The organism is Clostridium lapidicellarium (assembly GCF_041224415.1).
Taxonomy (GTDB): Bacteria; Bacillota; Clostridia; order Clostridiales; family Clostridiaceae; genus Clostridium_B; species Clostridium_B lapidicellarium.
In genome coordinates, this window is the sequence record NZ_JBGFFE010000015.1 from 54,331 (window position 1) to 76,607 (window position 22,277).

The following is a 22,277-nucleotide window of genomic DNA, read 5'->3' on the forward strand; positions in this document are numbered from 1 at the left end:
TACGTTAATAATTAAAATACAATATAAATTCTGAAGTATGCGTGTGCTTTAGTTTTGAACCTACATTAGAGAAACGGAAGTTCGATATTTAGGTGAGTACATGTATCCTAGCAATTTGGCTGTAGGAGGATGGAGTCATCTGTGAGAGCATCCACCTGTGGAAGCATAGGTGTCAAAATAAAGTTAACGGTATTTTGGATAATGTAATCTATGAAGGTTATAAATTATAAGAGAGATTCAAGTGATCTCTCTTTTTTATATTTCAAATTGTTAAAAAAAAAGTAATCTTGACTTTAAATTCTGAATATTTTAAAATGAATATATACATTTGAAGTTTATTCACATCAGAGATGGTTTTTGTGTAAAATTTGAGGGGGTTGGATATGGATAAGAAAATTTTGACAGTATGTCCTTATTGTGGTGCGGGGTGCAGCCTTTATTTATATGTAAGGAACAACAGAATAATTAAGGCAGAACCAGCTAACGGCAGGACAAATGAGGGATCATTGTGCTTGAAAGGTTATTTTGGCTGGGATTTTTTAAATGATCCTAAAATTTTAACAGCACGTCTAAAAAAGCCCATGATAAGAAAAAATGGTGAGTTAAAAGAAGTATCGTGGAATGAAGCTATTGATTTTACAGCTTCAAGGTTATCGGATATAAAGGAAAGATATGGACCTGACTCAATAATGGCCACAGGTTGTGCCAGGGGGTCCGGAAATGAAGCAAATTATATTATGCAAAAGTTCATGAGGGCGGCAGTGGGGACAAATAATGTAGATCACTGTGCTAGAGTTTGACATGCTCCTTCTGTGGCCGGTCTGGCTTATGTTTTGGGAAATGGCGCCATGTCAAATGGGATACATGAGATAGACGACACCGATCTGTTGCTTATTTTTGGTTATAATGGGGCATCTTCACATCCTATAATTGCAAAGAGAATAGTAAATGCAAAACAGAAAGGTGCAAAGATCATAGTAGTGGATCCGCGCATAACTGAATCAGGAAGGATAGCGGATCTCTGGCTGCCCATAAAAAATGGGACCAATATGGCCCTTGTAAATGCCTTTGCAAATGTTCTTATAAATAAAAATCTGTATGATAAAGAATATGTGAGAGATCATACAGATGGTTTTGAAAAATATAGCGAAATAGTGAGAAAATATACTCCTGAATATGTGGAGAAAATCACTCATGTAAATGCCGGGGATATAGTGAAGGCAATGGAAATGTATTCTGGTGCCGAAAATGCCATGATACTCTATGGAATGGGAGTATGTCAGTTTGCACAAGCTGTGGATGTGGTCAAAGGCCTGGCTTCTCTGGCACTTCTGACTGGAAATTTTGGAAGGGCCAATGTAGGTATAGGTCCGGTCAGGGGTCAGAATAATGTGCAGGGTGCCTGTGACATGGGAGTACTTCCAAATGTCTATCCAGGTTATCAGAGTGTGACTGACAGCAAGGTAAGAAAGAAATTTGAAAAGGCCTGGAAAGTTAAACTTTCAGATAAGATAGGATGCCACCTGACCGAGGTTCCGCGTAAGACGCTTAAAGAGAATAAATTAAAAGCCTATTATATAATGGGAGAGGATCCAATCCAAAGTGATCCCGATTCGGGGGAAATGAGAAAGACCCTGGAGAAACTGGAGTTTGTCGTAGTTCAAGATATTTTTATGAATAAAACTTCCCTTTATGCAGATGTAATTTTACCTGCTACTTCCTGGGGAGAGCATGAAGGTGTGTTTACCTGTGCTGACAGAGGATTTCAAAAATTCAGGAAGGTAGTGGAACCTAAAGGTGATGTAAAACCAGACTGGAAGATAATTTCAGAAATATCCTGTTCCATGGGTTATCCCATGCATTATAAAAATACAGAGGAAATATGGGATGAACTCAGAAATTTGTGCCCTAATTTTAAGGGAGTAACTTATGACAGACTGGAAAAACTAGGGGGAATTCAATGGCCCTGTCCTTCAGAGGATCATCCAGGTACATCCTACCTTTACAGAGATAATAAGTTTAATACTCCGACGGGAAGGGGAAACTTGTTTGCTGCAGAATGGAGATCCCCTATGGAATCCGTAGATAGAGAATATCCGCTGGTTCTCTCCACTGTAAGGGAAGCAGGACATTATTCAGTGAGAACCATGACAGGTAACTGCAGGGCACTTCAGCAGCTGGCAGATGAACCTGGGTATGTGCAGATTAACCCTAGAGATGCAGGCAAATATAAAATAAAAGATGAACAGGTTATAAGAATAAGCTCGAGAAGGGGATCTGTTTTAGCAAGAGCCATGGTAACGGAAAGGGCAAACAGGGGAGCGGTTTATATGACATATCAGTGGTGGATTGGTGCATGTAATGAACTTACCTGCAATAACCTTGATCCGGTGTCGAAAACTCCGGAATTAAAATACTGTGCAGTTAAAATAGAAGCACTGGATGACCAGAAAAAAGCGGAAGAATATATAAAGAGAAAATACAGCGAAATAAAGAAAAAGATGAAAGCAAAAGTATAGAGGAACTTGAAAAGTTGGGAGGAATATATTTTGATAGAACTGCAGAAAGCTTTGGATACAGTATTGGATAACACGTCACTGCTTGGATTTGAAGGTGTTTCATTGACCAGGGCTTTAAACAGGGTGCTGGCGGAGAACATAACTTCTAGAGATAATTTACCTCCATTTGATAAGTCGGCGATGGACGGATATGCTCTAAATAGTGCTGAAACTAAAGAGGGAGTATCAAAATTTAAAATCACTGGATCTATAAAAGCCGGAGATTTTCCTAAAAATGGAATAAAAGCTGGAGAGACCGTGAAAATAATGACTGGAGCTGCCCTCCCCGAAGGTGCTGATGCAGTTATTCAAATTGAAAAAGTGAAAACTTGTGAGGATGAACTTGAAGTCTGTGGAAAAGTTAATAGAGGTAAAAATATACTGAGAGAAGGGGAAGAGATAAGAAAAGGCGATTCCGTCTTTGGAAAAGGAACATTTTTGAGGCCTTCAGAAATAGGAATGTTGGCTTCCCTGGGATACAGCAGTATAGAGTGCTATAGAAAGCCTAAGATTATAGTTATAACTACCGGTGATGAACTTGTAGGTGTGGATGATGAAATAACAGGAGGCAAAGTTAGAAATTGCAATGAGTATGCCCTTGCGGCCTTGGGAAATAATTTGAATGCAGATGTAAAGTCCTATGGGGTAGTTGAGGATAACAGGGAAAAAATTTTGAATTCGGTAAAGAATGCTTTTCAGGAAGGGGACATAGTTATAACTTCGGGAGGTGTGTCTGTAGGAGATTATGACTTTATAGAGTATGTTCTCCACGATATAGGTGCTGATATAAAGTTTACATCCGTAAAGATCAAGCCCGGCAAACCAATTACCTTTGCAACTTTTAAAAACAAGCTATTTTTTGGTCTTCCAGGTAATCCGCTGTCTGTTATAAATACTTTTGAAGTTTTTGTAACACCGGCTGTGAAGAAAATGACGGGCAGGAAGGATATCTTGAGTGAAGAATTTCCGGTCATCCTGGAGGATGATTTTAGATCAAAGGGAGATAGGGACAATTATGTTTATGTCAATATAGAAGAAAGAGATGGAAAATATTATGCACATAGTGTTGGAAGTCAGAGTTCAAATGCGCTTTTTACATTAACCCGTTCAAATGGAGTAATAATTATTAAAGAGGGAATTAAATCCGTGAAAGCTGGGGATATCTTAAATGGCAAATTTATATTCAAATAAGAAACCTGTCATTTCCATAGTTTCATCTGTTTCAAATTTAGGTAAAACTACATTGATAGAAAAAATAGTAAAAGATCTTAAAAACCGCGGTTATAAAGTAGGTGTTATAAAACACGATGCCCATCAATTTCAGATAGATTATCCAGGAAAAGACAGTTATAGATTTACTGAAGCTGGGGCGGACAATGTTGTAATTACTTCAGACAATAAAGTGGCCATGATAAAAAAGATTGAAAAAAGAGAGAGCATAGAGGAACTTTTGGGATTGTTTCAGGACGTGGATATTGTGATAGTTGAAGGATTTAAAGAAAGTGCTTTTCCCAAAATAGAAGTTTACAGGAAGTCTAAAGATTCCCATTTGCTCTACAGGGATTTCGAGAATAATTTTACAAATTTTATAGCAGTTGCCGCCGATGAGAAAATGAAACTGGATATTCCTGTATTGGATTTAAATAATGCAGATGAAATAGCTGATTTTATAGAAACAAATTTTATGGGGGAAACAAAACGTGGATAAAACACTTAAACTTAAAGTAATAAAATATGACGGGAAATATGAAAAAACCATGGATGAAATGGCCGTACGGGAGTATCCGTTAAATATATTTGTAAATGGAAAACATTTGACTACACTTTTGTGTACACCTGAAAAACTTGAAGAATTAACTGTGGGGTTTCTGGCTTTTCAAGGTATTATAAAATCTTACGATGAGATAAAATGTGTAAAAATACATGAGGAAAATGGTACGGCTGAAGTGTTTTTGAATTGTGAGGGACTTGATATTTCCAAATACTTGAAACAGGTGATACCTCACAGCTTTAGTGAAAAAAAGAGCAGTGAATTTTTTTCATATATAATAAATTCCCTTAAAATAGATAAAGTACAAAATGAAAACGTTCATATAGAGAAGGAGAGAATTTATGATTTAATGAAGGAAAATTTATCCTATTCTGAGGCATTTAAAAATACCGGTGGAGTTCACTGTGCTGCCCTTTGTAATAAATACGGCATAGTATCCATCTGTGAAGATGTGGCCAGACACAATGCAGTAGATAAACTGCTCGGAGAGTCTTTTATGAAAAAAATTCCTTTATGGGACAAGATATTGTTCGTAAGCAGCAGAGTTTCTTTTGAAATGTTGTTTAAAATTGCCAGATTTGGGATTCCTATAATGATATCGAAATCTGCACCTACCGATCTTTCAATAAAATTTGCTGAAGCTCTGAATGTAACTTTAGTTGGCTTCGTGAGGGGAAAAAGGATGAATGTATATGCGAATCCGCAGCGAATAGTGTGATGATTGACTTGCAAATAATTTTAAGGAGAGTGAAATATCAATGGCAAATACAGTGAAACAAGATTTAAGCGGCAATGATCTATCTGCACAAGATGTGATTGAAAAGTATCCTAAAGAGCAGAGGTATACTCTTGCAATACTTCAGGACATCCAGAGAAAATATAAATATATACCCAGAGATGCTTTGAAAAATCTGGCCCAGTATCTGGAAACTCCTCTCAGCAGGTTATATGGCATGGCTACTTTCTATAAAGCACTGAGTCTGACTCCGAAAGGGGAAAATATAATAACGGTCTGTGATGGAACGGCCTGCCATGTGGCAGGATCCATGGTTGTAATGGATGAGCTCGAAAAGGCAATAGGAATTAGACCTGGGGATACCACGGATGATCTCAAATTTTCAATAAATACGGTTAATTGTATAGGCTGCTGTGCTATAGGGCCTGTTATGATGATAAATGATAAGTATTATGGAAATCTGACTCCCAAGTTGGTTCAGAAAATTCTTGATGAATATAGAGGTGGGAGCAATGAGTAGTAAAAAAATCGTCAATGTGTGCTGTGGTACAGGATGTCTGGCCAAAGGAAGTATGGAGGTATATGAAGAACTTAAACTGCAGTTAGACAGATTAGATATGAATTCGGATGTAGATGTTGTGCTTAAAGCCACGGGGTGTGATGGATTGTGTGAAAAAGGCCCCGTGCTTAAAATATATCCGGATGATATTGCATATTTTAAGGTTAAAGTTAAAGACGTAGGGGATATTGTTAAAAAAACATTGATCAATAATGAAATTATAGACAATTTGCTCTATTTTGAAACTTCTACTAAAAAAAGGCTTAGAAATCATAAGGAAAGTGAATTCTATAAGAGACAAAGTAAAATTGCCCTTAGAAATGTAGGTGAAATAGATCCTATAAATATTGAGGATTATATTGAAAGAGGAGGTTATGGAGCTCTTAAAAAAGCCATCAGCAGCATGAAACCTGGACAAGTGCTTGAAGAGGTGTCAAAATCTGGCCTCAGAGGAAGAGGTGGGGCTGGTTTTCCTACGGGACGCAAATGGAAAACTGCTGCTGATATTGACACTACGCCCAAATATGTGGTCTGTAACGGTGATGAAGGGGATCCGGGTGCATTTATGGATAGAAGTATAATGGAGGGAGATCCAAACAGCGTAATAGAGGGTATGATTCTATGTGCATATGCAGTAGGCGGGACTGATGGATTTGCCTATATAAGGGATGAATATGGACTTGCTGTTGAAAACATGCAAAAAGCTATAGATGCGGCAAAGAGAGAAAATTTGCTCGGTAAAAATATACTTGGAAGTGATTTTTCATTCGACATACAGATAGTGAGAGGTGGAGGAGCCTTTGTGTGCGGCGAATCAACGGCGCTCATGTCTTCTATAGAGGGCAAGGTAGGTGAGCCTAGAGCAAAATATATACACACTACTGAAAAAGGACTGTGGGGAAATCCAACTGTTTTAAACAATGTTGAAACCTGGGCCAATGTACCTATAATAATTGAAAAAGGTGGAGATTGGTATCATTCCATAGGTACCATGGAAAAAAGCAAGGGAACGAAGGTGTTTTCACTTGTTGGAAAAGTAAAGAATACCGGACTTGTGGAAGTGCCGATGGGAACTACGCTGAAAGAAATAATATATGACATAGGCGGTGGAGTTTTAAATGATAGAAAGTTTAAAGCTGTTCAGATAGGCGGACCTTCTGGAGGATGTCTGCCCGAGAGATGTCTGAATCTGAAAGTTGACTACGATACCCTGATAAAAGCGGATTCCATGATGGGATCGGGTGGAATGATTGTGATGGATGACAGAACCTGTATGGTGGATGTGACCAGATATTATATGAGTTTTCTGGCGGAAGAATCCTGCGGCAAATGTGTACCCTGCAGGGAGGGAATAAGAAGGATGCTGGAAATATTGACAGATATATGTAATGGCGAGGGCAGAGAAGGGGATATAGAGGAACTTCTCGAAATATCTTCCATGACAAGCCAAGCTTCCCTGTGCAGCCTTGGTAAGAGTGCACCCAATCCGGTAAAAGCGTCAATCAGATATTTCAGGGATGAATTTGAGGAACACATAAGAAACAAGAGATGCAGGGCCGGAGTTTGCAAGAAACTTACTACTTTTGGTATAGACAAAGAGAAATGTGTCGGGTGTGATATATGCAGGAAAAACTGTCCTGCCGATTGCATTACCGGAGAGGTGAAAAAGGTTCATGTGATAGATGCGGATAAGTGTTTAAGATGCGGCAATTGCATCAACAATTGTAGATTTGGTGCGGTTAAGGTTCTGTAAAGGGGGAGGTAAATATGAAAATTACAATAGATGGCAAAATATGTGAGGCCCAGCCTGGGGAATTTATATTGGAGGTGGCGAGAAGAAACAATATATATATACCTACTTTATGTCACAATGATGCACTTCCAGATCTTGCCAGCTGCAGACTCTGCATAGTTGAGGTCATAGATAGAGGACGGTCAAAAATTGTTACATCCTGTATATTTCCAATAAGCAGGGAAGTAGAGGTTGTGACTGATTCATATAAAATAAGAAGGATGAGAAAAAATATAGTCATGCTGCTTCAGGCGAGGTGTCCTGCCAATAAGGAAGTGGCAGAACTTGCTAAAGTCTTTGAAGTGGAGCAGAAAAGAATAAAGAGATTTAAACTGAATACGGAAGAGAATTGCATTTTATGCGGACTGTGTGTAAAGGCCTGCGGCAAATTGGGAGCTGGAGCCATATCTACAGTGAACAGGGGAATATACAAAAATGTGTCCACTCCCTATGATGAACCTTCTCCTGAATGTATAGGATGTGCCTCCTGTGCAAATGTATGTCCTACAAATGCCATAAAAGTTGTAGACTGGAATGGGCAGAGAGAGATCTGGGGCAAAAAGTTCAAAATGGTTAAATGTGATCTGTGCGGAAAATATTTTGCCACTGAAGATCACGTAAAATATGCCTATAAAAGATTGAACATGGCTCCACCGGAAAAACTTTTATGTAATACCTGTAAAAAGAAAATTGCTGCTAAGGACATAAAGGACATATTTGAGACAGTTTAATGAAATTGTAAAGAATGTTTTGTAAATTGTGTTTTGAATTAATGAAAGGTGGTATGTTAAATGAAACCAGATCTCAATTCTTTTGTAATGGTAGATCCCGATAAATGTGTAGGATGCAGGGCCTGTGAGATTGCCTGTGCTGCAAAACATAGGGGAAAAAATAATCAGGGTCATACTATTGGAACCATGAATGGAATTGTAACTCCCAGAAGATTTTTGGTAAAAAATAAGGGTACTGTAATGCCTATACAATGCAGACACTGTGAAGACGCGCCCTGTGCAAATGTATGTCCTGCAGAAGCTATAACCGAAAAAAACGGGAGTATAGTTATAAATGATAGAAAGTGTATAGGATGTAAAACTTGTGTTTTGGTTTGCCCTGTGGGAGCTGTAGATCTGCTGCCTAGAATCGAAAGCAAGACAATTACAGGTGGAATTGGAGTAAAAGTGAGATTGGCAGCTTATAAATGTGATTTATGCACGGAAGAAGGAGGAGATCCCGCCTGTGTGAGAGAGTGCCCTGAAGATGCACTCAGGGTGGTAGATCCCAGAGAAAACAAAAAAGACAGAAATGTCAAGGCAGCTTTGGAATTGAGGGAAGTAAATGGAAATGACTGATCAATTGTTATAATAATCAGATAATAAGGGGGATGTTAGATATGCTTACAGGTATACCTATTGTAAATATAGATAAAGAGTTATGTACAGGATGCAGAAGATGTGCAGAAGTTTGCCCGGTTGATGCTATAGAAGGAGAAGAGGGTAAACCACAGTCGATAAATGCGGATAAATGCATAATGTGCGGGCAATGTGTTCAGATGTGTAAAGGCTATGAATCTGTATATGATCAGGTTCCGACTCCCATGAGCAAAAGGTTGTTTGACAGGGGGCTGCTGAATGATGTGGATGAACCACTTTTTGCAGCGTATAATATGAGCCAGATAAAAGAAGTTAAAGATATATTAAAAAATAGAGATGTTTTTAAAATTGTACAGTGTGCACCTGCTGTAAGAGTTGCCCTCGGGGAAGACTTCGGTATGCCCCTTGGAACTTTAACCCCTGGTAAAATGGCAGCGGCACTTAGAAAGCTTGGCTTTGACAGGGTATATGATACCAATTTTGGAGCTGATCTCACTATAATGGAAGAGGGCAGCGAATTATTGAAGAGGATAACAGAAGGGGGCGTGCTGCCTATGTTTACTTCCTGCTGTCCTGCCTGGGTGAAATATTTGGAACAGACTTGTCCGGAACTTCTTCCACATCTTTCAACTTGCAAGTCTCCCCAGCAGATGGCCGGTGTTATTTTTAAAACCTATGGGGCACAGGTAGATAAAGTAGACCCAGCCAAAATGTATACTGTGTCTGTAATGCCGTGTACCTGCAAGGAATTTGAGTGTGAGAGAGAAGAAATGCAGGACAGCGGGTACAGGGATGTGGATATAGCCATAACTACAAGAGAACTGGCATATCTGCTGAAAGATGCGAATATTGATTTTAACAGACTGGATGAAGAAGAATTTGATTCACCTCTTGGAATATATACTGGTGCAGGAACTATATTTGGATCTACCGGGGGTGTTATGGAAGCGGCACTTAGAACAGGATATGAGTTGTATACAAAAAAACCAATTCCACGGATAGATTTAACCATGGTGAGAGGAGGAGAGGGATTTAGAGTTGCCCAGGTGGATTTAGGTGATTTTAGATTGAAAGTAGCAGTGGTTTCTGGATTAAAACATGTAAAGGAGGTATTGAAGAGCGTAAAAAATGGAAAATGCCATATCCATTTTATAGAAGTTATGTCATGTCCGCAGGGGTGTATAAGCGGGGGAGGTCAGCCTAAGATCATATTTGAGGCGGATAAGGAAAGAGCTTATAGCAGGAGGAAAGAAGGTTTGTATGTACACGACTCCAATCTTTCCATCAGAAAATCCCATGAGAATCCGGCAATAAAGAAGGTATATGAAGATTTTTTGGGAGAGCCCTTAGGATATAGATCTCATGAATTGCTTCATACCGAATATAAAAACAGGAAGAGGGAAAATTCACAATGCAAAATAGTTTCATAATAGCAGATTCCAATAAATGTATAGGGTGCAGAACCTGTGAAGCAGCCTGTGCCGTTGTACACTCTGGAAAAGATTTTTTTTACAAGGATGTTGAGGATATTAATTTTAATCCAAGGCTCAATGTTATAAAAACTGCTAGAGTGAGTGCACCTATACAGTGCAGGCAGTGTGATGATTCCCCATGTGCCACTGTTTGTCCGGTAAAAGCTATCGACAATGAAAATGGATATGTGTCCATAGATAAAAATTTATGTATAGGATGTAAGAGCTGCATGGTGGTTTGCCCTTATGGAGCTGTGGAACTTGTAAATCAGTATGATAACAATGAGCAGATTTTTCAGAAAAATTTAAAAACAGTGAATACAGATAAAACTATAGCAGGTTTGAAAAAGAGGGTGGTGGCTAATAAATGTGACCTCTGTGCAGGCAGAAAAGAGGGACCTGCCTGTCTAGAAGTATGCCCGACAAAAGCTCTCAAATTGATAACCGGTGAGGATAAAAAATCCTGAATTGAAATTACAAAAGTACAGTGGGCAGGCTGTACTTTTGTAATTTACCCATCAAGTAATTCTTCAAACATATATTCACTGGTATTTTAAATTAAAAGCAATTTTAGTGCCAGCCTGTAAAAGACCATAAGCTGTTGTTTGAATTTTTTAATATATCATAATGATATAAATATGATATCATTATGATATATTAAAAAATATTTCTCAAATTGATACAAGAAATCTTCTATTTAGTGCGGGGATATGATATACTTTGTCTGGGGAGGGATAAAATAGTGGAAGATTCTGATTTTATTCAAGAGGAGAGTAACATGTGCAGAATTGATATGGATAGTATATTGGAATATGATATATCCTCTTTTGTACTTCAGGCAATTTTTGACTGCTGCTATGATGGACTCATAATTACAGATGAGAACCTTTTAATAAAAAAAGTCAATATTACAGCCGTCAAAATATTGGGTATAAAGGAGGAAACTATATATACAACTTACTTGAACGAGATACTAAAAGATGACGTATTGAAATCTGTAGTACTTACGGGAGAAAACAAATTTTCACAGGATTGTAGTTTTTATATAAATGGTAAAAGAATAAGGTGTGTTGTAAACTTGGTCCCTGTAAAATTACGGGGAAGAATAATAGGGCTGGTACTTGCTATTAGGGATACCAGAAATCTCCACAGGATGGTGAACAATGTGGTTGGATACAAGGCTTCTTTTACTTTTGATGATGTAATCACCAGAAACGAGAATGTTAAAACTATTATAAGTTTGGCTAAAAAAGCAGCCAGAACAAACTGCAATATACTTATAGAAGGTGAAAGCGGAACGGGAAAAGAGGTATTTGCACAGTCCATTCACAATTACAGCAGCAGAAGCAGGGGACCCTTTGTAGCTGTCAATTGTGCGGCTATACCTAGGGAACTTGTGGAAAGTGAACTGTTCGGATATGAAAAAGGCGCTTTTACCGGGGCATCAAGGGGCGGAAATCCAGGTAAATTTGAACTGGCGGATGGCGGTACCATATTTTTAGATGAAATAGGTGAACTCCCGCTGGATATTCAATCTAAACTTTTAAGGGTCCTGGATAATCTGAAAATAGTAAGAGTCGGGGGGAATTATGAAAAACCGGTTGATGTAAGGGTGATTGCGGCCACAAACAAAGTACTTAAGGACGAAGTGGAAAATAAAAATTTCAGAAGCGATCTGTATTATAGGTTGAATGTAATGAGTATACACCTTTTGCCTTTAAGGAGCAGAAGAGATGACATAGAACTTCTGGCACAGTATTTTGTAAATAAATTGAATGTGAAAAATCCTTCCAAACCCAAGTATATAGACTCGTCCTACGTGGTAGAATTAAATCAGCATGATTTTAGGGGAAACATAAGAGAACTTAGAAATGTAGTGGAAAGGTCTTACTATCTCTGTGAAGGGAATATGATAACTTCAAAACATTTTATAGAGAGAAATGCAGAGAATGCCAAAATTTCAGAAAACAATTTCCAGAATAGAATTTTACCTCTAGAAGCTGTAGAAAAACAGTGTATCAAAAATGCCCTTAAATACTGCGGGGGCAATGCACTTAAAGCATCTCAATTATTGGACATAGGCAAAGCCACTATATACAGAAAGATAAAAAAGTATGGAATAGATCTGAATTCATACAACAGTTCAAAGAATAAAGAACAAATATCAGTTAATAGCAGTTTCCGGCAGCAGCCAGAATCCCGCTAAAACTGGTATTTGAACTTTGAAAAAGTTATCTTGCTATTCTTTTCTTGGCTTCTATGGGAATCTTGTGTTCACATGGAAGCGACAGCTGATACCTGTCGCATAGAAAATTGACGTAGGTACTGTTATCTTTATTGTATTTGCTGATGGCATAATAGGGACATTTTTCTATACAGTTTCCACAGGAGTTACAATAGTCATAAATACCTCTGTAGGCTCTCTTTGTAGCTCTATAAGGTATACTTACGATTATACTTCCCAGTCTGCCTGCACAACCTCTTTTGGTTATAAGGGTTTTATTCAGGCTGAGAGTTCCAAGTCCTGATATAAATGCTATGTGTTTTTCGGACCAGTTGCTCTTGTAATTTTTTACTGAAAACCTCGGACTCATGGAGGGAATGAGAGAAATTCCTCCTATATCCTCTATATTTTTAGATATAAATTTACAAAGCATATTGATAAATGAGGTGTCCTCAAATTTTTCATAAATACATTCCAGCGAAGAGACGGACTTTTTGTTTTTAAGTATGTTTTTGAAAGCTGGGGAAAAAGGTAAAAAGTAAGATATAACTGATTTTGCTTCGGGCATCCACTCTTTGGGAGTCAGGTGTTTCGGATCCACTACTTTATTGTCCTTTAATTTTAGAAACAACGGATCCCTGGCTTCGGAAACTCCAACCAGCGGTGTGTCAAAAATCCTTATATTATTTAATTCCTGAATCCTGTTGTAGGTTGAGGTCAGAGTAAATTCATTTATCAATTTTATCATGTTTTCAATCTTATATGTGTGTGGGGATTTCTCCTGCATATCGTCTAAATCCAAATTGATATAAATTGAATTTAAATTGCTGCTTCTCTTTAGGGATCTGTATTTATTCGGTGATAGTCCCTCATGCTTTGCAAAAACCTTGCTAAAATATGCCGGATCCGTATATCCAACGCTGAGAGCTATGCTTCTTATACTCTTTTCTGTGGTGGTTAAAAGCCTCTTTGATTCTTTTATGCGGATTCTGGAGAGATAATCTATAAAATTTACACCTGTGTTGTATTTGAAATATCTGCTGAAATACTGCGGACTGAGATGAACTTTTGTGGCAGTATTTTCTAGGTTTATATCTTTGCTGAAATTCTGGTTTATAAAGTCTATGGCAGCATGAATCGTATTTTTGTCGAGGTCGGTTTTATTGCTGTTTACAGATGCGGCTGTAAAATTACTGTTTTCCTTTTTAATTGAAGTCAATATTTTGTTTATGGAATTTTTTAATTCTGAGGGCTTTGCAGGTTTTAAAATATAATCTTTTACGCCAAGTTTGATAGCATCCTGTGCAAAGTTAAAATCATCATAGGCAGTCAATATAATGGTTTTTACGTCTGGTAGAAATTTAGATATTTCTCTTTGGGCCTCGAGACCGTTTTTATTAGGCATTTTTATGTCCATTATAATTATATGAGGGCTATATTTTTTGGCCAATAGTATAGCTTCATCTCCGGTTTTGGCATCTTCCACAATGTCGAGATTTTTAAATGTTCTTTTCAACACAAGTTTCATGGCTTGACGTTCCAGTGTTTCATCGTCTGCAATTAATAATCTATACATTATTGAGATGGTCACCTCCACTAAATTTTAATAGACTAATGGAATTTTGATATAAACTATCGTCCCACTGTCTGGAGAACTTTTAATGTCAATTCCGTATTGTGCTCCAAAATAATATTTAATTCTATCCTGAACTATTTGAATCCCCATACCGATATTTGAATCATCCCTGTTTGTGGAATTTATTTTGTTTTTGAGGGATTTTAATTTGTCGGCCTCTATTCCCATTCCGTTGTCCTGAATTTTAAAGACTATGCAGTTTCCAAATTTGATTTTTGAATTTATATAAATCTTTCCAGATTCTTTTTTAGGTTCTATACCGTGTATGACTGCATTTTCAACTATGGGCTGCAGTGTCATGGCGGGAATTTTACAACTCAAGAGATTTTTTGGCACATCTATCTTGTACTTCAATTTATCTTTAAATCTTACAGACTGAATGAAGAGATATTTTTTTATATTGTTTATTTCTACAGATATATTCACCATCTTATCGGAATTTTTTAAACTGTATCTCAATATGTCCGACAGTGCATATATGAGTTCCACGGTGCTGTTGGAATTTTCAAGAAGTGACATGCTGGCCATAGTATTCAACGTATTGAATAAAAAATGGGGATTTATCTGAGATTGAATGGATTTTATTTGAATATCTCTGGCTAATTGTTGAAACTTCATCTTTTCCTTGGTTTCCTGCAGAAGCTTGGAATGGGTGATATTTGCAACTCCCATTTTGGCAATGAGGTTGGCAAACATATACATAAAATCAGCTGAATTTTTTACCTTTTCATAGGATACGGTATTTATTTCTTTTAAAGCAGATTCCAATTTGTCCACCGGTAAACATAGTTCTTCTGAAAGCTTTTGTAAATCAATTGAATTTCTTGTATCCTTTTCTTTTATAGATACTTGTCCACAAAGCATTGACCCCAAGTGTATATTGTTTACAATTATAGGAGCAGAAAAATCTGTAAGTCCTGCATGACAGCGGTAAATTATTGGCTTTTTAAGCTTGGAAGACTGTAATCCACCCATGGCGTCGCAGGTTATACATCTTCTGTATCCTTCTTTGGAAGAACGAATTAAGTTGCAGTATTTTGAAAAATTACTGGGCTTGATAACTGGAACACCCTGTCTATCTACGGTTATAGTAGATAAATTTGTCAACTTGGAATATTTGTCCTGTATATCTTGAAGTGAATTGGCATCAATTATTTCGTCCAATTTATATTGCTCTAAGTTGTACATATAAGCTTACATTCCTTTCATTTTGCTCGTGTACACGTTATAAAAAAGCAGATAAGTGACATCTTTAAGGTATATTTTTGTTAAAACAGTAAATTTTGTACAAAATACTTTAAATCCCGTAAATTCTATAACTATATATAATTATAACCTGAAATATAAATTTATCAAATAGAATTTTTAATCAAAATGTAAAAAAAGTACATAAATAGATATAAAAAATACAAGTTAAATTAGTTAATATATGTATTAAATTGAGCAATAATTTGCAAAATAAGTAGATGAAAGTAATGTAAAATTAATATTGAAATTAATATTATTTTGATGGAGGTGTTCCTATGGGACAAGAAGCATTAGGAATGATAGAAACAAGAGGATTAGTTGGAGCAATAGAGGCTGCTGATTCAATGGTAAAGGCAGCAAATGTAGTTCTTATTGGTTATGAAAAAATTGGCGCAGGACTTGTAACCGTTATGGTAAGAGGTGATGTAGGTGCGGTAAAGGCAGCTACGGATGCCGGTGCAGCTTCAGCCAAAAGAGTAGGAGAAGTTGTATCAGTACACGTTATTCCACGACCTCATACAGATGTAGAGAAAATACTGCCCAGCATTTCAGAATAATTAAGAGGTAGATATTATGGATAATGAATTGATAAAGAAGATTTTAGACGAAATAGAGAAGAAAGTTGACGTGAAAAACCTTGACAGGGAACAACTGAATAAGCTTGTAAAATCTTCAGCTGAAAATATAATTAAAAATCAAAAAAGTCATGTTCAGGAAGAAAATAAAGTGAATGAAAAGAAGGAGGTAGATTCAATGGGTACACCATCACCGATAACTGAATTTGTTGGAACGGCAGACTATGGAGACACAGTTGGACTCGTAATTGCAAATGTCGACAGTTCTCTGCATGAAAAAATGGGCATTGACAAGAGGTACCGCTCTATAGGAATTATAAGCGACAGAACAGGGGCTGGTCCGCAGATAATGGCTGCGGACGAAGCCGTAAAAGCTACTAATACGGAGGTTGTGAGTATTGAACTTCCAAGAGATACCAAGGGCGGAGCAGGACATGGTGCTTTGATCATATTGGCGTCAGAAGATGTATCGGATTCCAGGAGGGCAGTTGAAGTTGCACTTAGAGATACAAACAGGACTTTTGGAGATGTGTATGGATTTGATGCAGGCCACGTGGAACTTCACTACACTGCCAGGGCAAGTTATGCGCTTAACAAGGCATTCGGCGCTCCAATAGGAAAGTCCTTCGGCATAATAGTAGGGGCTCCGGCAGGACTTGGAGTTGTTATGGCAGATACGGCACTTAAAACTGCAAACGTTGATCTGGTAAGTTATGCAAGCCCGGGAAATGGAGGGACTTCATTTACAAATGAGGTTATCATAACTGTAACTGGAGATTCAGGAGCTGTAAGACAATCCGTGATTGCTGCCAGAGAAGTAGGACTGTCCATAGCAAGAGCTATGGGGCAAAATCCTGTATCTACTACGGGTAAGNGTAACTGGAGATTCAGGAGCTGTAAGACAATCCGTGATTGCTGCCAGAGAAGTAGGACTGTCCATAGCAAGAGCTATGGGGCAAAATCCTGTATCTACTACGGGTAAGCCTTATATTTAAATCAGTGCTAACGGCAAAAAGGGATTAAATGTGTTTATTAAGGAGGTACTTAATTAATGAAGAGATCAAAGAGATTTGAGGTGCTGGAAAAAAGACCGGTGCACCAAGACGGCTATACTAAAGAGTGGCCGGAAGTTGGACTCATTGCAGTAGGAAGTCCAAATGATCCAGTTCCAAGTGTAAAAGTGGAAAATGGAAAGATAGTTGAGATGGATGGTAAAAAAAGAGAAGACTTTGATTTTATAGATACTTTTTTGGCAGATCACTCAATAAATATAGAAAATACAGAAAAGGCCATGGCTCTTGATTCCACTGATATTGCCAGGATGCTTGTAGATATAAATGTTTCCAGAGATGAGATAATAAAGATCACCACGTCTCTTACTGCAGCAAAACTGGTAGAAGTAGTTAACAAGTTAAATGTAGTTGAAATGATGATGGCCCTCCAGAAGATGAGAGCCAGGAAAACACCTTCCAATCAGGCGCATGTTACAAATATACGTGATAATCCAGTACAGATTGCGGCAGATGCGGCAGAGGCGGCACTTAGAGGATTTGGTGAAATGGAAACCACTGTGGGTATTGTTAGGTATGCTCCTTTCAATGCCATTGCAATATTGGTTGGTTCCCAGACAGGAAGGGCAGGAGTCTTGACGCAGTGTTCTCTGGAAGAAGCTACGGAACTGAAATTGGGAATGCTTGGATTTACAGCTTATGCGGAGACAATATCTGTATATGGTACGGAAAATGTATTTGTAGATGGTGATGATACTCCATATTCCAAGACATTTCTGGCATCTGCCTATGCTTCAAGGGGACTCAAGATGAGGTTTACTTCCGGTACAGGTTCTGAAGTTCAGATGGGGTATGCAGAGGGCAAATCCATGCTTTATCTGGAAGCCAGGTGCATAATGATGACCAAGGGTGCTGGAGTTCAAGGCCTTCAAAATGGTTCAGTGAGCTGCATAGGTGTACCTGCAGCAGTACCAGGAGGTATAAGGGTAGTACTTGGAGAAAATCTTATAACTGAAATGCTGGATCTTGAAGTTGCTTCAAGTAATGACCAGACATTTACACATTCCCAGATTAGAAAAACGGCGAGAACTATGATGCAATTCCTGCCTGGAACTGATTTCATATGTTCTGGTTACAGTGCAACTCCAAATTATGACAATATGTTTGCAGGTTCAAACTGGGATGCAGAAGATTACGATGACTGGCTGGTTCTTCAAAGGGATTTAAAAGTTGATGGAGGACTTCAGCCGGTAAAGGAAGAGGATGTTATAGCCATCAGGAACAAGGCAGCCAAAGCAATGCAGGCACTGTTTAGACAGCTGGGACTTCCTGCTATAACCGATGAAGAAGTTGAGGCGGCAACTTATGCTCATGGCAGTAAGGATATGCCGGCTAGAAATGTAGTAGAAGATCTTAAGGCAGCACAGGAGATATTGTCCAGAGGAATGACGGGACTTGATGTTGTAAAGGGACTTTATAAAGGTGGATTCCAAGATATTGCAGAGAGAGTGCTTGGCATATTGAAGCAGAGGATAGCAGGTGATTATCTGCAGCCGTCTTCAATATTTGATGACAAGTTCAATGTGATAAGTGCTGTTAATAATAAAAATGATTATATGGGACCTGGAACTGGCTATAGGCTAGAGGGAGAAAGATGGAACAAATTGAAAGATATAACATTTGCTCTAGATCCCGAAAAAATGTAAGGAAGAGAGGGATTGGAATATGGTAAATTCAGTATCTAACGAGGAATTAATAAAATCCATAGTACAAAAAGTTGTAGAGCAATTACAATCTGGTGGAAATCAGGATAGTTCTTCTGTGGAAGGCAGTGCTCCTGCTTCAAAAGTTGGAAATATGAAAATAGAGAATGCAGGTTCGGCCCAAAAAGGCAAGAGAAGCGATGAGGTTGTAATAGGTCTGGCACCGGCTTTTGGATTATATCAGACTGAAACTATAGTGGGAATACCTCACAATGAAGTCTTGAGAGAGATTTTGGCAGGAATAGAAGAAGAGGGGGTTTCCTTTAGGTTTATCAGGGTTTTAAATACTTCTGACGTGGCTTTTATAGCCCATACTGCAGCTGAATACAGTGGTTCCGGCATTGGAATAGGAATTCAGTCAAAGGGTACCACAGTTATTCACCAGAAAGATCTTGAACCTCTTAACAACTTAGAGCTGTTTTCACAGGCACCGCTTATAGATAGGAAGACTTTTAGGGCAATTGGAAAAAATGCAGCTAAATATGCCAAGGGAGAATCCCCGGATCCAGTTCCAGTTGTGAATGATCAGATGGCAAGGCCTAAATATCAGGCAAAAGCAGCAATACTTCACATAAAGGAAACTGAACATGTAGATAGAAGTGCTAAACCTGTAGAACTGAAAGTAATTTTTGAATAGGGGTGAAAATTATGGCTAATAGCGATGTGATAGAACAGATAGTTAACGAAGTTTTAAAGAACGTAAATTCCAGCGGGAATGTGAATAAAACGGCTCAAAACAGTGCATCTTCTTTTTCAACCGGTGAAAACTTAAATTCAAAGGACGATTATCCTTTAAGTCAGAAAAGACCTGAACTTGTAAAGACAAAGACCGGAAAGACCATAAAGGACGTAAAACTGGAAGATGTTTTAAATGGAAATATAACGCCAGAAGATATAAAAATAACTCCGGAAGTGCTTTTGGCTCAGGCACAGATAGCTGAATCAGATGGAAGAAAGCAGCTTGGAGAAAACTTTAGAAGGGCGGCTGAACTTACAAAGGTTCCAGATGATAGGGTACTTGAGATATATAGATCTTTAAGACCTCACAGATCGACAAAACAGGAACTTTTAAATATAGCAGATGAACTTGAAAGTAAATACAATGCTAAAATAAATGCTTCACTTGTAAGAGAAGCGGCAGAAGTTTATGAAAAGAGACATATGTTTAGATCTTAGGCAGGTGGTATACATTGAAATTTGTAGCAGGAGTTGATATAGGGAATTCTACTACAGAAGTTGCAATTGCAGATGTGGAAGACAAATTGAATTTTAAAACAAGTAGTATAGTTAAAACCACAGGGATTAAGGGAACTCTGGATAATGTGGCAGGAGTAGTAAAAGCTCTTGGAGATGCTTGTAAGAACATAAATATAAATATGGCAGATTTGCAGATTATATGTATAAATGAAGCTACTCCGGTTATTGGAGATGTGGCCATGGAGACCATAACTCAAACGGTTATTACGGAGTCTACCATGATAGGGCATAACCCAGATACCCCAGGAGGTATGGGAATAGGAGTAGGGAAAACTGTATATCTGGATGAATTGGAGGGTATGTCAGCAAATGAACCCGTAATCTGTGTGATTCCTAGAAAAGTTGATTTTGAAACTGCTGCAAAGAAGTTAAATGAAGCTTTTGACAATAATATTGATATTACTGCTGCCATAGTGCAGGGTGATGATGGAGTCATAATAAACAACAGGTTGAAAAAACATATTCCAATTGTGGATGAAGTATCCTATATAGACAAAGTACCTATGGGCATGCTGGCAGCAGTGGAAGTAGCCTCTGCCGGTAAAACTATAAAAGTGCTGTCTAATCCCTATGGTCTGGCTACTGTTTTTAAACTTTCACCGGAAGAGACAAAACATGTAATTCCAATAGCAAGGGCTTTGATTGGAAATAGATCCGCCGTTGTCATAAGAACACCTGAAGGAGATGTAAAAGAGAGAGTTATACCTGCGGGAAAATTAATACTCATGGGAGAAAGACAGAAGGAAAAAGTTCCCATAGAAAATGGTTCTGAAGCTATAATGAAGGAATTGGAGAGAGTATGGCCTCTCAAGGATGTAACAGGCGAGGCCGGAACCAATGTAGGCGGAATGCTGGAGAGGGTAAGACAGGTGATGAGCGAACTTACAAGTCAGAATATAAATGATGTAAAAATTCAGGATATTCTGGCAGTTGATACCTTTATACCCCAAAAAGTCCAGGGAGGAGTGGCCGGTGAATTTTCCCTTGAAAATGCGGTGGCATTGGCAGCTATGGTAAAGACCAGCAAATTACCTATGGAGAGTATTGCCAAGAAACTGGAAGAAGAAACTAAGGTAAAAGTTATAATAGGCGGAGTTGAAGCAAATGTAGCAGTTAGGGGAGCGCTTACTACTCCGGGTACGGATAAACCATTGGTAATACTTGATATAGGAGGAGGTTCAACTGATTCTGCCTATATGAGCAAGGACGGAGATATAAGATCCACTCACCATGCAGGAGCGGGTGAAATGGTTACAATGCTTATTAATTCAGAATTGGGACTAAATGATATGAGTCTGGCGGAAGATATAAAGAGATACCCTCTGGCCAAAGTTGAAAGCTTATTTAATATAAGGTATGAAGACGGAAATGTTTGTTTTTATCAAAATCAGCTGGATACTTCACTATTTGCACGGAACGTTATTGTAAAAGACAGGGATGAAATGGTTCCAATTCCAACTAAACATTCTATAGAAAAAATAAGAATGGTCAGGAGAGAAGCTAAAGAAAAGGTATTTGTGACAAATATCAAAAGGGCTTTAAAGGATATAGCTCCAAATCATGATATAAGATCGGTGGATTTTGTAGTGCTGGTGGGAGGATCTGCATTGGACTTTGAAATACCTGAAATGATATCCGATGAATTGTCCCATTATGGAGTTATATGCGGAAGCGGTAATATACGAGGAAGCATGGGACCGAGAAATGCGGTAGCTACAGGATTGGTAATTGCTTATTATCAGAGATTACATCCTGGTAAGTAAAGGCATGGAAGAGGTAATTTATTATGATTGGCAATGTAAATAAAAATAGACCAAGTGTAAATGTATGTACTGATAATCCTGCAGAATCTCTTTTAAAAGAGATTCTGGCAGGATTGGAAGAAGAGGGAATTCCATATAAATTGGAGGATATGAGTTTTACACTGGATAATATGGTTAAAATCGCTTATGAAGCTTCTGAAGAATCGAGAATGGGAATAGCTATTGCAATTAAAAATAACAGAATAGTACTTCATTATAATAAACTTAAAGAAAATCATCCTCTTATGGATATAAGACTTGATTACAATGAAAAAAATAAAGCCAGAGAGATTGGTTGTAATGCTGCTAGACTATATAAAATCATGCCCTTTAAATCTTTTGAGGATAACGGCGAGGAAGATATGAGGAACCAGGTTAAATCGGCAGTCATTTCTGTTTTGAAGGACTTTAATTTAAATAATTTAAATATTTCTTAAAATTTTATATAGTTACTCCATATTTAACAAGGGAGGGATTTTTATGAGTGGAAAGGCCCTTGGTATT

Annotated in this window: 19 protein-coding genes and 2 pseudogenes; 19 read left to right on the forward strand and 2 right to left on the reverse strand. The window is 38.0% G+C overall.

Annotation, left to right across the window (positions count from 1 at the left end):
- The first annotated feature begins 383 nt into the window (after positions 1-383).
- The 11 genes from fdhF (at position 384) to AB8S09_RS10720 (ending at position 12,464) form a co-directional block, all read left to right on the forward strand.
- Positions 384-2,519, forward strand: coding sequence for a formate dehydrogenase subunit alpha (gene fdhF, locus AB8S09_RS10670; RefSeq protein ID WP_294183042.1), 2,136 nt, complete (start codon positions 384-386; stop codon positions 2,517-2,519).
- Between the two features lie 30 nt (positions 2,520-2,549).
- Positions 2,550-3,749, forward strand: coding sequence for a molybdopterin molybdotransferase MoeA (locus tag AB8S09_RS10675; protein WP_294183044.1), 1,200 nt, complete (start codon positions 2,550-2,552; stop codon positions 3,747-3,749).
- Positions 3,727-4,266 (forward strand): molybdopterin-guanine dinucleotide biosynthesis protein B, encoded by a 540-nt coding sequence (mobB, locus tag AB8S09_RS10680; RefSeq protein ID WP_294183046.1) that lies wholly within the window; start codon positions 3,727-3,729, stop codon positions 4,264-4,266. Before AB8S09_RS10675 ends, mobB begins: the two co-directional genes overlap by 23 nt.
- Positions 4,259-5,047, forward strand: coding sequence for a formate dehydrogenase accessory sulfurtransferase FdhD (gene fdhD, locus AB8S09_RS10685; protein WP_294183048.1), 789 nt, complete (start codon positions 4,259-4,261; stop codon positions 5,045-5,047). The genes mobB and fdhD overlap by 8 nt, the downstream gene beginning before the upstream one ends.
- 40 nt (positions 5,048-5,087) lie before the next feature.
- Positions 5,088-5,585: an NADH-quinone oxidoreductase subunit NuoE gene (nuoE, locus tag AB8S09_RS10690; protein WP_294183050.1), complete on the forward strand. Its 498-nt coding sequence runs from the start codon at positions 5,088-5,090 to the stop codon at positions 5,583-5,585.
- Positions 5,578-7,377: an NADH-quinone oxidoreductase subunit NuoF gene (locus AB8S09_RS10695; RefSeq protein ID WP_294183052.1), complete on the forward strand. Its 1,800-nt coding sequence runs from the start codon at positions 5,578-5,580 to the stop codon at positions 7,375-7,377. The genes nuoE and AB8S09_RS10695 overlap by 8 nt, the downstream gene beginning before the upstream one ends.
- 14 nt (positions 7,378-7,391) lie before the next feature.
- Entirely contained in the window at positions 7,392-8,147 is a 756-nt protein-coding gene (locus AB8S09_RS10700) for a 2Fe-2S iron-sulfur cluster-binding protein (protein WP_369869100.1), read from the forward strand.
- A 60-nt stretch (positions 8,148-8,207) separates the two neighbouring features.
- The gene (locus tag AB8S09_RS10705; protein WP_294183054.1) at positions 8,208-8,765 is read left to right on the forward strand and encodes a 4Fe-4S dicluster domain-containing protein; all 558 of its coding nucleotides are present in this window, start codon (positions 8,208-8,210) and stop codon (positions 8,763-8,765) included.
- Positions 8,766-8,797: 32 nt separating this feature from the next.
- Entirely contained in the window at positions 8,798-10,216 is a 1,419-nt protein-coding gene (locus tag AB8S09_RS10710; protein WP_294183055.1) for a [FeFe] hydrogenase, group A, read from the forward strand.
- Positions 10,198-10,725, forward strand: a complete 528-nt coding sequence (locus tag AB8S09_RS10715; protein WP_294183056.1) for a 4Fe-4S dicluster domain-containing protein — start codon at positions 10,198-10,200, stop codon at positions 10,723-10,725. Before AB8S09_RS10710 ends, AB8S09_RS10715 begins: the two co-directional genes overlap by 19 nt.
- A 311-nt stretch (positions 10,726-11,036) precedes the next feature.
- Positions 11,037-12,464 (forward strand): sigma-54 interaction domain-containing protein, encoded by a 1,428-nt coding sequence (locus AB8S09_RS10720; RefSeq protein ID WP_294183075.1) that lies wholly within the window; start codon positions 11,037-11,039, stop codon positions 12,462-12,464.
- 25 nt (positions 12,465-12,489) lie between these two features.
- Here the strand turns inward: AB8S09_RS10720 and AB8S09_RS10725 are convergent, their stop codons facing one another.
- On the reverse strand, positions 12,490-14,058 hold the full coding sequence (locus AB8S09_RS10725; RefSeq protein ID WP_369869101.1) for a response regulator: 1,569 nt from the start codon (positions 14,056-14,058) through the stop codon (positions 12,490-12,492).
- Between the two features lie 27 nt (positions 14,059-14,085).
- Positions 14,086-15,306, reverse strand: a complete 1,221-nt coding sequence (locus AB8S09_RS10730) for a sensor histidine kinase (RefSeq protein WP_369869102.1) — start codon at positions 15,304-15,306, stop codon at positions 14,086-14,088.
- Positions 15,307-15,641: 335 nt separating this feature from the next.
- Here AB8S09_RS10730 and eutM point away from each other — a divergent pair, with 335 nt between their 5' ends.
- The 8 genes and pseudogenes from eutM to AB8S09_RS10765 all read left to right on the forward strand — a co-directional run bounded on the left by eutM (position 15,642) and on the right by AB8S09_RS10765 (position 22,210).
- Positions 15,642-15,923 (forward strand): ethanolamine utilization microcompartment protein EutM, encoded by a 282-nt coding sequence (gene eutM, locus AB8S09_RS10735; protein WP_294183062.1) that lies wholly within the window; start codon positions 15,642-15,644, stop codon positions 15,921-15,923.
- A 16-nt stretch (positions 15,924-15,939) separates the two neighbouring features.
- Positions 15,940-16,809, forward strand: a pseudogene (gene pduB / locus AB8S09_RS10740) (propanediol utilization microcompartment protein PduB); the annotation flags it as partial.
- Between the two features lies 1 nt (position 16,810).
- Positions 16,811-16,936, forward strand: a pseudogene (locus AB8S09_RS15850) (propanediol utilization microcompartment protein PduB); the annotation flags it as partial.
- A 56-nt stretch (positions 16,937-16,992) separates the two neighbouring features.
- A complete protein-coding gene (locus AB8S09_RS10745; protein ID WP_294183066.1) occupies positions 16,993-18,657 on the forward strand; it encodes a propanediol/glycerol family dehydratase large subunit in 1,665 nt (554 codons plus the stop codon).
- 19 nt (positions 18,658-18,676) lie between these two features.
- Positions 18,677-19,351, forward strand: a complete 675-nt coding sequence (locus tag AB8S09_RS10750; RefSeq protein WP_294183067.1) for a propanediol/glycerol family dehydratase medium subunit — start codon at positions 18,677-18,679, stop codon at positions 19,349-19,351.
- Positions 19,352-19,362: 11 nt separating this feature from the next.
- A complete protein-coding gene (locus tag AB8S09_RS10755) occupies positions 19,363-19,890 on the forward strand; it encodes a diol dehydratase small subunit (protein WP_294183069.1) in 528 nt (175 codons plus the stop codon).
- A 14-nt stretch (positions 19,891-19,904) separates the two neighbouring features.
- Complete coding sequence (locus AB8S09_RS10760) at positions 19,905-21,734, forward strand: diol dehydratase reactivase subunit alpha (protein ID WP_294183071.1); 1,830 nt, start codon at positions 19,905-19,907, stop codon at positions 21,732-21,734.
- Positions 21,735-21,757: 23 nt separating this feature from the next.
- Positions 21,758-22,210 carry a glycerol dehydratase reactivase beta/small subunit family protein gene (locus tag AB8S09_RS10765; RefSeq protein ID WP_294183073.1) on the forward strand — a complete coding sequence of 151 codons (453 nt, stop codon included), beginning with the start codon at positions 21,758-21,760 and terminating at the stop codon, positions 22,208-22,210.
- The last annotated feature ends 67 nt before the right edge of the window (positions 22,211-22,277 follow it).